Raw genomic sequence first — 13,215 nt, 5'->3', positions numbered from 1 at the left:
ATGTTATGTCCTTCGGGAAATGGCGCGCCTGTTTTCGCATCCAAGCGCCGGAGACGTCTAGTGGCAGAAATCCTCCCGGAAGACGGCTTTGCCGGCACCCTGATCGGCCGGGTCAACACGCCCGCCGGCCCGAGTGTCGTGGCGGTGCGCCGGGACGGTGTTTTCGACATCAGCGCCGCCGCGCCGACCGTCGCCGATCTGTGCAATGCGGCCGATCCGGCGGCGCTGGCGCGGTCGAAGGGCGAGCGGCTCGGTTCGCTGGATGACGTGGTCCACGCGCTACTGGCGCCGATCGATCTGCAGGCGATCAAGGCGGCTGGCGTCACCTTCGCCGTCAGCCTGCTCGAGCGGCTGATCGAGGAGCATGCCAAGGGTGACCTCAGCCGCGCCGATCAAGTGCGCAAGGAGCTCAATTCGATCATCGGCGTCGACATCACCACCATCAAGCCGGGCACGCCCGAGGCCGAGGCGCTGAAGAAGACGCTGGTCGCGCGCGGCGCCTGGTCGCCCTACCTCGAGGTCGGCATCGGCCCCTATGCCGAGATCTTCACCAAGGCGCCGCCGATGTCGGCCGTGGGCTACGGCGCGGAGATCGGCATCCGGCCCGACTCCGACTGGAACAATCCCGAGCCCGAAGTGACGCTGATCGTCAATGCCGCCGGCAAGATCGTCGGCGCGACCTTGGGCAACGACGTCAACCTGCGCGACATGGAGGGCCGCAGCGCGCTGCTGCTCGGCATCGCCAAGGACAACAACGCCTCCTGCGCGATCGGGCCGTTCGTGCGGCTGTTCGATGCGACCTTCACGCTCGACGACGTGCGCAAGGCCAAGGTCGATCTCGAGGTCACCGGGCCCGACCAGTTCCGCCTGCGCGGCTCGAGCGATCTCTCCAGGATCAGCCGCGATCCCACCGACCTCGTGACCCACGCGATGGGCAAGCTGCACCAGTATCCCGACGGCATGGCGCTGATGACCGGCACGCTGTTCGCGCCGACCGAGCAACGCAAGCCGGGCGGCCACGGCTTCACCCACATGGTCGGCGACCTGGTGTCGATCCGCTCGCCCAAGCTCGGCACGCTCACCAACCGCGTGAACCATTGCGACAAGATCGCGCCCTGGACCTTCGGCATCTCGGCGCTGATGCGCAACCTCGCCGGCCGCGGCCTGCTCAAGTGAGCGACCTCACCCGCCTGCCAGCGTCGGAACTGCGGGAGAAGATCGCCGCCAGGCAGCTCTCGCCGGTCGAGTTGATGACTGCCGTGCTGGCGCGCGCGGAGAAGCTGCAGCCGGTGCTGAACTGCTTCATCACCCTGATCCCCGAGCAGGCGATGGCGGCGGCGAGGCAGGCCGAGGACGACGTCATGCAGGGCAAGCCGCTCGGCCTGCTGCACGGCATCCCCTACGCCGCCAAGGACCTGGTGAACACCGCCGGCGTGCGCACCACCTTCGGCTCGCTGCTGCACGAGAACAACGTGCCGAAGGAGGATGCCGTCGCTACCGCGCGGATGAAGCAGGCGGGCGCCATCCTGTTCGGCAAGACCACGACGCCGGAATACGGCCACAAGGCGCTGACCGACGCGCCGCTGTTCGGCCGCACGCGCAATGCCTGGAGCGCCGAGCGCACCTCGGCCGGCTCCAGCGGCGGTGCGGCGGTCGCGGTCGCGGCCGGCATCGGGCCGATCGGCGTGGCGACCGACGGCGGCGGCTCGACCCGCATCCCGGCGGCGGCCAACGGCGTGGTCGGCATCAAGCAGAGCAACGGCGTCATCCCGCACAGCCAGGTCGCCGACCTGTTCGGCAACTATACCTACGTGACGCCGATGACCCGCACGGTGATGGACACCGCCCTGATGCTGCAGGCGATGGCCGGCCCGCACCCCAGCGATCCATGGTCGATCGGCACCATGCCGCAGGACTATGTCGCGGCAGCGCTGCCGGAAGGCGATCTCAAGGGCAAGCGCATCCTGCACAGCCTGACGCTCGGCAACCGCTTCGTGTCGAAGGACGTGGCGGCCGTCTACGAGGCCGCTCTCGTCAAGCTGCGCGACGCCGGCGCCGAGTTGGTCGAGCTTACCGGCGACCTGCCCGACATGGAGCCGATCTGGCGGGTCATCAATCACACCACCTGGCGGGCGCGCTTCGCCGACATGATCCTGCGCGACGGCAACCGCATGACGCCGTCGCTGGTGCGGCAGGTGGCAATGGCCGAGGAATGGAGCGGCGCTGACTACCAGCGCGCGATGTTCCAGCGCGCCGACCTGTTCCGCATGGTGCAGAAGTGGCTCGACGGCGCCGACTATCTCGTGACGCCGACGCTGTCGCGCACCGCGCTGCCGATCGACCAGGACCTGTTCGAGCCGATCGTGGTCGACGGCATCGAGGTCGGCGAGCTGCGCCGCAATTGGTTCCCCTACACCATGCCGTTCAACATCACCGGCCATCCGGCGATCACGGTGAATTGCGGCTTCGGCAGCGACGGCCTGCCGATCGGCCTGCAGATCCTCGGCCGCTTCCGCGACGAGGCGTCGATCCTGCGCGCCGCCGCGATCTACGAGGCGAGCACGCGCTGGCTCGAGCGATGGCCCGACCTCTGAGGCGCCGTCCTCCGCTCACGGCGGAGGAGATCCAGGCGCGCGTGCTCCATCGCGACGGGCTGATCCTGGTGATCGACAAGCCGGCCGGCCTCGCCGTCCATGCCGGCCCGAGCGGCGCGCCGAACCTGGAGGAATGCTTCGACGCCCTGCGCTACGGCCTGCCGCGGCCGCCGGCGCTGGCGCATCGCCTCGATGCCGACACCGCGGGCGTGCTGGTGCTCGGCCGGCATCCCAAGGCGCTGGCCAAGCTCGGCCGGCTGTTCTCCGGTCGCGACACCGAGAAGACCTACTGGGCCGTTGTCGAGGGCGCGCCGCCAGCCGACGAGGGCGTGTTCGACTGGCCGTTGCTCAAGGTGAATACCCGGAGCGGCTGGTCGGTGAAGGTGTCCGACACGGGTCAGACGGCTGTCTCGCGCTACCGCGTGCTGGGCCGCGCGCCCGGCATGAGCTGGCTCGAGCTCACGCCGGAGACCGGCCGCACGCATCAGCTCCGTGTGCATTGCGCCCACGCCGGCTGTCCGATCATCGGTGATCGGCTCTACGGCAAGGCAGCGCCCAACCGCCAACTCCACCTGCAGAGCCATGCGATCGTGCTGCCGCTCAGCAAGACCAAGCCGCCGATCCGAGTCGAAGCGCCGCCGCCGGCGCACATGCTGAAGGCGCTGCAGGCCTGCGGCTACGCGGCTACTGCCGCGCCAGCACCCAGATCCTGAGCGGATCGCCAATCTCGAAGCCGGCCTTCTTCGCCGCGTCGAGCTCGTCGCCCGATTCGTAGCCGACCAAGGGCAGGCCGGGGAACGTCGCCGCGGCGAGCGAGGCGAGGTCCCGCCATACCGCGGGCTCGTCGTCGGCCTCGGCGATCACGTTGCTGAGGCCGACCACGCCGTCGGCGCGATAGAAGGTGCCGCCGGCGACGACGGTGTCGTCGCGCTTGGCCGCGAACATCGCGAAGTTGTGGTCGCTGAACAGTGCGGCGGGGAAATCGCCGCTGCCCGCCGTCACCCGCCCCCAGGCAAGGCCGGAGACCATCGTCGCGGGCTTCGGCACCGCCTTGCGGATCCACTGGGCCTCGAACAGCACCTCGAAGCCCAGCCGGGCGATGTCGAGCGTGCGGAAGCTGTCCTTGACCGCCCAGCGGCCGGGCAGGTGCGACTTCTGCAGGATGCGCACCGCCTGGCGCTGCTCGGCGACGTCTGAATCGCCGGTCGTGAGCGTCACCACGTTGGGATAGAAGCGCGGCACCGGCTCGGCATTGACCCAGGTGTGGGCCAAAAACCGTCCCGCCGTGCCGTGCGCGAAGCACACGGCATTGCACCAACGCGCATTGTTGAGCGCGGCTGTGGCTGTCCAGTCCTTCAGGCCCTGACTTCCTCGCGCTGGAAGACGATGTAGGCGATCGAGAAGACCACGATCATGCCGGCAATCAGGCCCGTGATCTGCGGCCAGATCAAGAGCAGGCTCTGGTCGAACGGCAGCGGCGTGCCCTGGATCATGCCCCGGGTCTGCTGCATCACCAGATTGGCAAACTGGCCGAACGCCTTGGTTTCGGGCTGCAGCAGGCCGATCACCGCCTCGCCGAACAGCGTGCCGGGCGACAGCCGCTGCAGGGCCTGCCCGAACGCCTCCAGAGACAGGACCTCGTCGACGCTGCGGAACTGCGAGGGCGCGAACCCCGTGGTGATCGCCTGGGCGATCATCGGCCACAGGATGAAAAAGAACAGCCACAGGCCGAGCGCGCACAGCGCCGAGGTCGCGGTCGAGCGGAAGATCACCGAGAACAGCATCGCCACCGCCAGCCACACCCCGCCATAGGCGATCGCCACCACCAGGAAGGCAAGCCCGCGCGCCACCTCCGGTCCGCGCGGCGGCAGACCGAGCAGCAGCAGACCTGCGCCGAACACGATCAGAAACAGCGCCGTCAATGCCACCGCGAGAGTCGCAAGGCCGCCGAGGAACTTTCCGAGCAGCAGGGCGTCGCGATAGATCGGCTGCGACAGTACGCGGGAGAGCGTGCGGCGGTTGAACTCGCTGTTCACCGCGTCGAAGCCGAGCCCGATCGCCATCAGCGGGATCATGAAGGTGAGCGCCGCGTAGAAGGAGATCGGCGCCTGCTCCGGCTCGACCGTGAAGATGCGCAGGAACAGAAACTGGTCCGACTGTGTGACCTGGCGCAGCGTCTGCAGGGTGAAGCCCACCGGCAGCGCGCCGAACACGATCACGAACAGGGTCAGCACCATCATGCGGGTGCTGCTGAGGTGATCGGACAGTTCCTTGACGAAGACCGGCCCGAGGCCGGTGAAGGGAGAGCCTTCACGCCGCCCCTGATTACGCTGCACGGCGAGCCTCCTCGAAGTAACGCGTATAGACTTCCTCGAGGCTGGGCTGCAGCTCGGCGAGCCGGGTCAGCGAGCCGCCGGCAGCGACGATGCGCTGTGCCGCGACCGCGCGTACGTCGCGGTCGGCGACGATACGCCAGGCTCCGCCTTCCGGTACGACGCGCTGCACGCCTTCGATGCCCTTGAGGACAGCCGGCACGTCGATACCGCTCGCCTCGACCAGGATCGGATGGCCGGCACCCAGCACCTGGTTCGCGAGCTCGACGACGGTGCCCATCAGGGCGATCTTGCCCTTGTTGAACAGCGCCACCCGGTCGCAAACGCTCTGCACGCGATCGAGCAGGTGCGAGCTCAGCAGCACCGCCACATTAGCCTTCTTCAGCCCGCGGATCATCTCCAGCAGCTCGAAGGTGGCGTGCGGGTCGAGGCCCGAGGTCGGCTCGTCGAGGATCGCGACCTCGGCCTTCTTCATCACGATCTCGGCGATGCCCAGCCGCTGGCGCATGCCGCGCGAGTAGGTCGCGACGCGCTTGTCGGCGACGTCGGCGAGTTGCACCGCCTCCAGCGCCTCCATGATGCGTGCAGTGGTCTGGCGCCGCGGGATGTCGAGCAGTCGCGCGATGTAGACCAGGTTCTCGCGCGCCGTCAGGTTGTCGTAGAAGCCGACCGCGTCGGGCAGGTAGCCGACACGCCGCTTGACCTCGAGCGGCTGGCGCACCGGGTTGAAGCCCAGCACCTCGATCGAGCCGCCGCTGGTCTCGGTGAGACCGAGCATCATCAGGATCGTCGTCGTCTTGCCGGCGCCGTTGGGCCCCAGCAGGCCGAAGATCTCGCCCTTGCGGATGCTGAGATCGATCGCATCGACCGCGCGGGCCGATCCGTAGAGCTTCAGCAGGCCGCGGGCTTCGATGACGTTGTCCACCTCGAGGGGGTCGCTCATCTGCGCCCGCCCGCCGTCAGCGCCGGCCGAAGCGCGCGACCGCGCCCAGCAGGACCAGCAGCGCCACCGCGATGATGCCGATGCCGACGATGCCCCACAGCGTCGAGGTCGTGACGGTGATGCGGAAGTCGGCGTTCGACGACTCGCCCTTGGCATTGGCGCGGAACGAGGCGACGTAATCGCCGGCGATCGTCTTGTCCGACGGCGTCACCGCGACCTGCACGTCTTTCTTCTCGCCGGGCGCCACGCTCGGGATGGTCTTGGGATTGTACTCGGCCTTCCAGTTGGTCGGCACCGAGCCCGAGATCTCGACCTCCTCGAGCGGCGCGGTGCCGTCGTTGCTGACGACCAGCGTATACTCAGCGGTCTTGCCGGCCTGCGCCTCGCCGCTCAGGCGGCCGTCCTTGGCGGTCAGCGACAGGCGGCCCTGGCCGCTGATCTGCAGGGTCACGCGCTGCTCGGCGGTGGCGCCTTCGGCCGCGACCCTGACCAGCACCGGATAGTTGCCAGCCTTGACGTCGCGCGGCGGCGTCACCTTGACCTTGATGTCCTTGGACTGGCCGGCCTCGATCGGGATCGAGCTGATCTCGTTCGAGCCGTAGCCCTCGGTGAAGGTGGCCTGGAAGTTGGCCGGCGCCTGGGCCGACAACGCCACGGTCAGGTCCTTGCCCGAATCGTTGCTGACCGACAGCGTGTACTCGAACGCCGATTTCGGCGTGCCCATCAGCGACGGCAGCTTGGTCTTCATCGTGAGCTTGGCCGGCGTCTCGCTCGCGATGGTGAGCGTCACCGGCAGGGCGATCGCCTGCGAACCGCCCTTGGCATTGATGGTCAGGGTCTGCGAGCCGGGCTTGGCGTCCTTCGGCACGTCGACGCGCAGCTGCAGGCTGCTGCTCTCGTTGGCACCCGGCATCGCCGCGGCGACCGGCTGGCCACCGCCCAGGATGTCGGCCTTCCAGCCGTCCGGCGCGCCCTGCACCGAGAGCGCCAGCGGCTCGGGGGCGAGGCCTGCGTTCTGCAGCTTGAAGCGGATGTTGGCGACCTCACCCGGCCGCACGGTCTGCGACGGATAGTCGGTCAAGAGCCATAGCCCCTTCACGGCCGGGGCTGCCGGCGGATCGGCGGCGAACGCAGGCGTGGCGAGAAGAAGAGCAAGCAGAGCAATCAGACGGCGCATTTCAGGTCCCTGCGTCTTGTAGAAAACATCCCCGTTTTCGTGGGCGCGAAGCTACTGCCCCGAAAACGACGAAAAAAGGGCAAACGGGTCAGGCGGCGGCGCTTGGTCGCGCCTTCATGCGCTCGAACCAGGCGCCGATGTTCTTGTTCGCCGGGTCGAGCGGCTGCTTCACGTTGGCCATGAAGTCGATAAAGGAGAACAGCAGGACGTCGGCCATGCTGATCTTGTTGCCGGCGACGAACGGCTTGGCGCCCATCAGCCCGTCGAGCCAGGCGAGCTTGTCGCGTGCCGTCGCCTTCAGCCCCTCGGCCGCCTCGGGAATGCAGCGGACGCGGTTCTCGAACAGCTTGAGACCTTCGGAGAAGCGGAAGCCGTTGGCTCCCGGCTCGATGATGTTGAGGTCGATGCGGCGGGTCCACATCCGCGTATTGGCGCGCTCGGCCGGCGTGTCGCCGATCAGCGAGGGCGTGTCCTTCTTGATCTCGTCGAGGTACTCGCAGATCGCCGTGATCTCGGCGATCACCGTGCCGTCGTCGAGCTCGAGCGCCGGACACTGGCCGGCCGGATTGACCTTGGTGGTGTAAGGCTCGCGCCGGTTCTCGCCAGCCAACAGGTCGATCTCGACCTTGGGGATGTCGATCCCCTTCTCGGCCATGAACATGCGGACCATGCGCGGGTTGGGGCCGCGCGAGTTGTAGAACTTCATTGTCTCTCCTCCCCTGTCATCGAATCTCATGGCGTGAGACTCGGTCGATGCCAATGGCATAATGCTTTTCCGCCCTCGAGTCTCAAACTCGCAGCGCCCCCTCCCCCAAGATGGGCGGGGTCAGCCCCTCCCTGGCCTCGCGCTCCCAGCGCTCTCAACGATCCAACCAAGCATAGATGGTGCGTCATCAGCTGTATTGCACCGCCGGGCCGAGCGCACCCGGTACTTTTAACGCCATGGCTCCACCAGGATTTTGGTATGGCGCTCGGGGCTGCCCAGCTCCTCGAAGGCACCCTTCACACCATCGAGCCCGACCTTGCCGGTGATCAGCGACGGCGCGTCGACCGCACCCTCGGCCAGCAGGCGCAGCGAGCGGGCGAACTCCTCGGGCGTGTAGCCCAGCACGAACTGCAGGCTCAGCTCCTTCACGATGCCGAACATCGGCTCGATCGTGTCGAGCTCCATGCAGACGCCGACCACGACGATCTTGGCGTCGCGCGGCGCCTTCTCCAGGGTCTGCTGGATCAATCCCGGGACGCCAACGCATTCGAACACCACCGCGCGCTTGCCGGCGGCGAGCTTTGCGTACGGGTCTTCCCTGGCCGGATCGACGACGACATCGGCGCCCATCTTCACCGCGAGCTCGCGGCGCATGGGCGAAAAGTCGGCGGCGACGATCGGCCGGACATTCTTCAGCCGGAGCGCTGCGATCACCGCGAGGCCGACTGGACCGCAGCCCACGACCAAGGGCGCCTCGTCGCCGCCCAGCAGCGCCTTCTCGACCGCGTGCACGCCGACCGCCAGGGGCTCGGTCAGCGCGGCGTGCTCGGTCGCGAGGCCGTTCGGCACTTCGAGCAGCAGCGGCGCCGCCAGCAGCATCTGCTCGGCATAGCCGCCGACATAGCTGTTGGAATAGCCCATGCCCTTGGGGCCATCGGGCCCGAGCATCACCGGCATGGCGCAGACGCGCGTGCCGGCCTTCAGCTTCTTCTCGGTGCTCGGCCCGTAGTCTATCAGCTCGCAGCAAAACTCGTGGCCCATCACCACGTCGCGGTCGAGATCCATCGGGATGCGGCCCGGCACCCGGCGGCTGACCTCGACCACGCGATGGGAATGCTTGGCGGCATGCAGGTCCGAGCCGCAGATGCCGCAGGCCAGCACCTTCACCAGCGCCTGGTTCTGCGCCGGCTTGGGCTCGGGGATCGTATCGACGACGATGTCGCCGCCGCGGAAAATCGCTGCCTTCATGTCTTCTTTCCTCCCAATGCCTTCCGCACGGCCCGTCGCAACGCCGGCAGCACGTCCGTCTCGAACCACGGATTGCGCTTCATCCAGATTCCACTGCGCCACGACGGATGCGGCAACGGAAAAAAGCCGGGGCCGTGCGTGCGAAAGGCCTTTACCGCGTCGGTCAGATTAGCCGTCTTCAGGTAATGCGCCTGTGCATAGCTGCCGACCAGCAAAGTGAGCCGGCAGTCGGTCATCGTCGCCGAAATTCGGGCGTGCCAGAGCGGCGCACATTCGGGCCGCGGCGGCAGGTCGCCGCTCCTGCCCTTGCCGGGATAGCAGAAGCCCATCGGCATCAGCGCGACCTTCGCCGGGTCGTAGAATACCTCTGCGCCGAGCCCGGTCCAGGCGCGCAACCGGTCGCCGCTGTCGTCCTGCCAGGGCACGCCGCTTTGATGGACCTTGGAGCCCGGCGCCTGGCCGATGATGACCAGGCGCGACGTCGGGCTGAACTGCACGACCGGCCGCGGGCCGGCCGGCAGGACCTTCGTGCAAACGGTGCAGGCGCGGACTTCGTCGATCAGCATCTTGTCATCCCGAGCGCAGCGAAGGATCTCATTGCGCTTCAAGCGGCGTGCCGTTGGCCAACGCCATGAGGTCCTTCGCTCCGCTCAGGACGACAGATTTAGGCAATGAAGCTCCGCACCGTGTCGACGAAGGCGTCGAGCCGGTCGTGATGCACCCAGTGGCCGGCATTCTCGAACTCGACCACCTTGGCCGTCTTGAAATACTTCAGCCGGCCGTCCTTCTCCGGGTTGGAGGCCCAGCTCTCCTTGCCGTAGACCAGGAGCGTCGGGCAGGTGATCTGCGTCCACAGCTTCTCGATCTCGGGATAGCCCATGTCGTAGGGCGGGTTGACGCGCACATAGTTGTCGAACTTCCAGCTATAGGTGCCGTCCTCGTTCTGGTTGACGCCCTGCTCGGTGAGATGGCGCGCCTGCTCGGCCGAGAGGTGCTTGTTCTCCTCCTGCATGCGCCTGAAGGCGTCCTCGATGCTGGCGTAGCGTCGCGGCAGGCGGCCGGAGAGCATCCGCTGCTCGTCGATCCAGGCGTTCATGCGGTCGGTCATCGACTTGTTGCCGCGCTCGGCGATCATCTTGGGCGACGGGCCGAGGCCCTCGATCGCAACCAGCTTGCGCACGCTGTCGGGATAGATGCCGGTGTAGCGCAGGCAGATGTTGCCCCCTAGAGAGTGCGAGACGATGGTGACGGGCGCCAGGTTCTGCTGATGGATCAGCTGGGCGAGGTCGTAGATGTAGGCCGACATCGAGTAGTTGCCGTCCGGCGACCACTGGCTGTCGCCGTGCCCGCGCAGGTCGGGGCAGATCACGTGCCAGTCGCGGCGGAACGCCTGCGCCACCCAGTCCCAGTTGCGGCAATGGTCGCGGCCGCCATGGACCAGCAGCAGCGGCGGAGCGTCGGGGTTGCCCCAATCGACGTAGTGCATGCGCAAACGCTGGGAGATGAAATGCCGGGAGGTCGGGCCCGGAACGCCGTCGAGCTTGGTCATGGCGCCAGTGTATAGACTGTCCCCTCGAAAGGGAGAAAGCCCATGGCCAAGACGCTCGCCGGCCGGTGCTACTGCGGCGCCATCCATTATGCGGTGGCGGACGAATTCGCCTACGCCATGAACTGCCATTGCTCGGGCTGCCGGCGCACCACCGGCGCCGCCTTCAAGCCCTTCGCCGGGATCGAGCGCGGCAAGTTCGCCGTCACCCAGGGCCAGGACAAGCTTCTGATCCATGGCCGGGACGTCGAAGAGGCCCACAACGCCCATTGCGGGACCTGCGGCTCCTTCCTCTATTCGCTGGTCCGCGACGGCCAGTACATCCACGTGGCCTTGGGATCGCTGGCCGACGAACCGACCATCCGGCCCACCCACCACATCTTCGTCGGCTCCAAGGCACCCTGGTTCACCATCACCGACGACCTGCCCCAGTATGAGGAGCACATGGTCAGACGAGTTGCTCCTTGAGCGCAGCGGCCTCGTTTTGCAGCAACGGCAGATACTCGGCGATCATGGCCTTGGCCGATTTCTGTTCGGGATGCACGCCGATATTGATCGCCGCCACGACGCGGCGGTCGAAGCGGATGAGCGGGACCGCGATCGAGCGGATGCCGACCTCTGCCTCCCGATCGGCCAGCGCATAGCCCTTCTTGCGGGCATCGAGGATCAAGCGGCGAATCTCGGGTCGAGAGACCACGGTCTGTCGCGTGAAACGCGTCGGCTTCACGTGGGCGAGAAACGCATCGAGTTCCAAATCGGACAGGGCGCCGGCGAGGACACGCCCGAGGGCGCTGCAAAAGATCGGTAGCCGATAGCCGACGCCCAACCCGACCGAGGCCGGCCGCACCGGCTGGGCCCGCGCGATCATCACCGCCTCGTCGCCATCGCGGACCGCCACCGAGCACGAGGCCCCGACCTGGCGGCAGATGCGCTCGCAAACCGGCTGCAGGATGCCGGGCACCGGATCGGCGGAAAGGTAGGAAATCGCCAGTCGCAGGATGCGGGGCGTCAGCCGGAACATCCGTCCCTCGGTCTCGAGATATCCGAGTTCCACCAGGGTCGCGAGCGAACGCCGGGCGGTTGCGCGGGGCAAGTCGACGGCCCGGGCGACATCGGACAAGGTCATCTGGCGGCGATGGTCGTCGAAGGCGTTGATGACGCCGAGGCCGCGCGCCAGCGCCTCAGAAAAATCCGCAGCATTGGCGCGCGCCGCGCGCTTTGCTGCATCTTGCGAACGCAGTCGGCTCATGGGAGTATTCATTATAGAACGAATGTTCGTTAATTGAACAGGGGGGACTCGCCATGACTCCCGAGCAGAACGACCTGATGACCCGCGTCGGGCCCGGCACCAAGTGCGGCGCGCTGATGCGGCATTACTGGCACCCGGTGGCGCTGACCGACGAGCTGCCCGACGAGCGGCCGGCCAAGGCGGTGCGCGTGCTGGGCCAGGACTTCGTGCTGTTCCGCGACGAGCGCGGCCGCCATGGCCTGCTCGACCGCGGCTGTCCGCACCGCGGCGCCGATCTCGCCTACGGCCGGCTGGAGGATGGCGGCCTGCGCTGCCTGTTCCATGGCTGGCTGTTCGACGTCGACGGCAAGTGCCTCGAGACTCCGGCCGAGCCCGAAGGCAGCGTGCTCTGCCAGCGGGTGCGGCAGCGCTCCTATCCGGTGGTCGTCAAGAACGGCATCATCTTCGCCTGGCTCGGCCAATCGGATGAGGGTGGTGAGGCGCCGGCCTTCCCCGACTTCGACTGCTTCCTGGCGCCCGGCACGCACGCCTTCGCCTTCAAGGGCATGATCGACTGCAACTGGCTGCAGGCGCTCGAGGTCGGCATCGACCCGGCGCACGCCTCCTACCTGCATCGCTTCTACGAGGACGAGGACCCGTCGGGCGCCGCCTACGGCAAGCAGTTCCGCGCCAACTCGGCCGATTCCAACATCCCGATGTCGCGCATGATGCGCGAGTACGACCGGCCGACCATCGACATCGAGGGCACCGACTTCGGCCTGCGCCTGTTCACCCTGCGCAAGATCAGCGAGAAGCACACCCATGTGCGGGTGACCAACCTCGTCTTCCCCTACGCCTTCGTGATCCCGATGAGCCCGGAGATGACGATCACCCAGTGGCACGTGCCGATCGACGACACCTCCTGCTACTGGTACGCGATCTTCACCTCGTTCACCGAACCGGTCGACCACCGGCAGATGCGCGAGCAGCGGCTCAGGCTCTACGAGCTGCCCGACTACCGGCCGCGCATCGGCCGCCACAACAACTACGGCTACGACGTCGCCGAGCAGAAGACCAAGACCTTCACCGGCATGGGCTTCGACATCAACGTCCACGACCAATGGGCGATCGAGAGCCAGGGCCGCATCCAGGACCGCAGCCGCGAGCATCTCGGCACCAGCGACAAGGCGATCATCGCCTATCGCCGCATGCTGCTGTCGGCGATCGGCCAGGTGGCGAGCGGCGGCAAGCCGCCGATGTGGCTCGACGCCGAGCGCGCCACCCAGGTGCGCGGGCCGGTCACCGTCGACGGCATGGGCCCGACGGTCGGCTGGGAGGCGTACTGGAAGGAGTTCGACGCCAAGCGCCGCTCCGGCTCGAGCTGGGCGGCCGGCACGCGCTCGCCGCTGGTGGCGTAGATGACTTACCGTCGTCCCGACC

Annotated in this window: 14 protein-coding genes; 5 read left to right on the top strand and 9 right to left on the bottom strand. The window is 67.5% G+C overall.

Annotated features, from left to right (window positions below):
* From J0J01_RS09370 to J0J01_RS09360, 3 genes are read left to right on the top strand one after another with little or no spacing between them, the layout of a single operon-like run.
* Positions 1-1,176 carry a fumarylacetoacetate hydrolase family protein gene (locus J0J01_RS09370; protein ID WP_296380211.1) on the top strand — a complete coding sequence of 392 codons (1,176 nt, stop codon included), beginning with the start codon at positions 1-3 and terminating at the stop codon, positions 1,174-1,176.
* Positions 1,173-2,594, top strand: coding sequence for an amidase family protein (locus tag J0J01_RS09365; RefSeq protein WP_296380008.1), 1,422 nt, complete (start codon positions 1,173-1,175; stop codon positions 2,592-2,594). The genes J0J01_RS09370 and J0J01_RS09365 overlap by 4 nt, the downstream gene beginning before the upstream one ends.
* Complete coding sequence (locus J0J01_RS09360) at positions 2,579-3,307, top strand: RNA pseudouridine synthase (RefSeq protein WP_296380007.1); 729 nt, start codon at positions 2,579-2,581, stop codon at positions 3,305-3,307. The genes J0J01_RS09365 and J0J01_RS09360 overlap by 16 nt, the downstream gene beginning before the upstream one ends.
* Here the strand turns inward: J0J01_RS09360 and J0J01_RS09355 are convergent.
* The 8 genes from J0J01_RS09355 to J0J01_RS09320 form a co-directional block, all read right to left on the bottom strand.
* Positions 3,279-3,866, bottom strand: coding sequence for a hypothetical protein (locus tag J0J01_RS09355; protein ID WP_296380006.1), 588 nt, complete (start codon positions 3,864-3,866; stop codon positions 3,279-3,281). The genes J0J01_RS09360 and J0J01_RS09355 overlap by 29 nt on opposite strands.
* 83 nt (positions 3,867-3,949) lie before the next feature.
* Positions 3,950-4,930, bottom strand: coding sequence for an ABC transporter permease subunit (locus J0J01_RS09350; RefSeq protein WP_296380005.1), 981 nt, complete (start codon positions 4,928-4,930; stop codon positions 3,950-3,952).
* Entirely contained in the window at positions 4,920-5,870 is a 951-nt protein-coding gene (locus J0J01_RS09345) for an ABC transporter ATP-binding protein (protein ID WP_296380004.1), read from the bottom strand. Before J0J01_RS09345 ends, J0J01_RS09350 begins: the two co-directional genes overlap by 11 nt.
* Positions 5,871-5,886: 16 nt before the next feature.
* Positions 5,887-7,047 carry an NEW3 domain-containing protein gene (locus J0J01_RS09340; RefSeq protein WP_296380003.1) on the bottom strand — a complete coding sequence of 387 codons (1,161 nt, stop codon included), beginning with the start codon at positions 7,045-7,047 and terminating at the stop codon, positions 5,887-5,889.
* A gap of 88 nt (positions 7,048-7,135) precedes the next feature.
* Entirely contained in the window at positions 7,136-7,753 is a 618-nt protein-coding gene (locus J0J01_RS09335) for a glutathione S-transferase (protein ID WP_296380002.1), read from the bottom strand.
* A gap of 228 nt (positions 7,754-7,981) precedes the next feature.
* Positions 7,982-9,001 (bottom strand): zinc-binding dehydrogenase, encoded by a 1,020-nt coding sequence (locus tag J0J01_RS09330; RefSeq protein WP_296380001.1) that lies wholly within the window; start codon positions 8,999-9,001, stop codon positions 7,982-7,984.
* Positions 8,998-9,567: a uracil-DNA glycosylase family protein gene (locus J0J01_RS09325; RefSeq protein ID WP_296380000.1), complete on the bottom strand. Its 570-nt coding sequence runs from the start codon at positions 9,565-9,567 to the stop codon at positions 8,998-9,000. The genes J0J01_RS09330 and J0J01_RS09325 overlap by 4 nt, the downstream gene beginning before the upstream one ends.
* Positions 9,568-9,665: 98 nt before the next feature.
* A complete protein-coding gene (locus J0J01_RS09320) occupies positions 9,666-10,550 on the bottom strand; it encodes an alpha/beta hydrolase (protein WP_296379999.1) in 885 nt (294 codons plus the stop codon).
* Positions 10,551-10,592: 42 nt separating this feature from the next.
* Between J0J01_RS09320 and J0J01_RS09315 the strand changes: the two genes are divergently transcribed.
* Positions 10,593-11,015 carry a GFA family protein gene (locus J0J01_RS09315; RefSeq protein WP_296379998.1) on the top strand — a complete coding sequence of 141 codons (423 nt, stop codon included), beginning with the start codon at positions 10,593-10,595 and terminating at the stop codon, positions 11,013-11,015.
* On the opposite strand, the gene J0J01_RS09310 is transcribed toward J0J01_RS09315, so the two are convergent.
* Positions 10,996-11,796 carry an IclR family transcriptional regulator C-terminal domain-containing protein gene (locus J0J01_RS09310; protein ID WP_296379997.1) on the bottom strand — a complete coding sequence of 267 codons (801 nt, stop codon included), beginning with the start codon at positions 11,794-11,796 and terminating at the stop codon, positions 10,996-10,998. The genes J0J01_RS09315 and J0J01_RS09310 overlap by 20 nt on opposite strands.
* Positions 11,797-11,849: 53 nt before the next feature.
* Here J0J01_RS09310 and J0J01_RS09305 point away from each other — a divergent pair, with 53 nt between their 5' ends.
* Positions 11,850-13,193: an aromatic ring-hydroxylating dioxygenase subunit alpha gene (locus tag J0J01_RS09305; RefSeq protein WP_296379996.1), complete on the top strand. Its 1,344-nt coding sequence runs from the start codon at positions 11,850-11,852 to the stop codon at positions 13,191-13,193.
* Positions 13,194-13,215 lie beyond the last annotated feature (22 nt).

The sequence above is a fragment of the Reyranella sp. genome (assembly GCF_017305915.1).
In the GTDB taxonomy this organism is placed as follows: Bacteria; Pseudomonadota; Alphaproteobacteria; order Reyranellales; family Reyranellaceae; genus Reyranella.
Note: the sequence above shows the minus strand (reverse complement) of the source record. Positions and strands in the feature narration are given on the sequence as shown.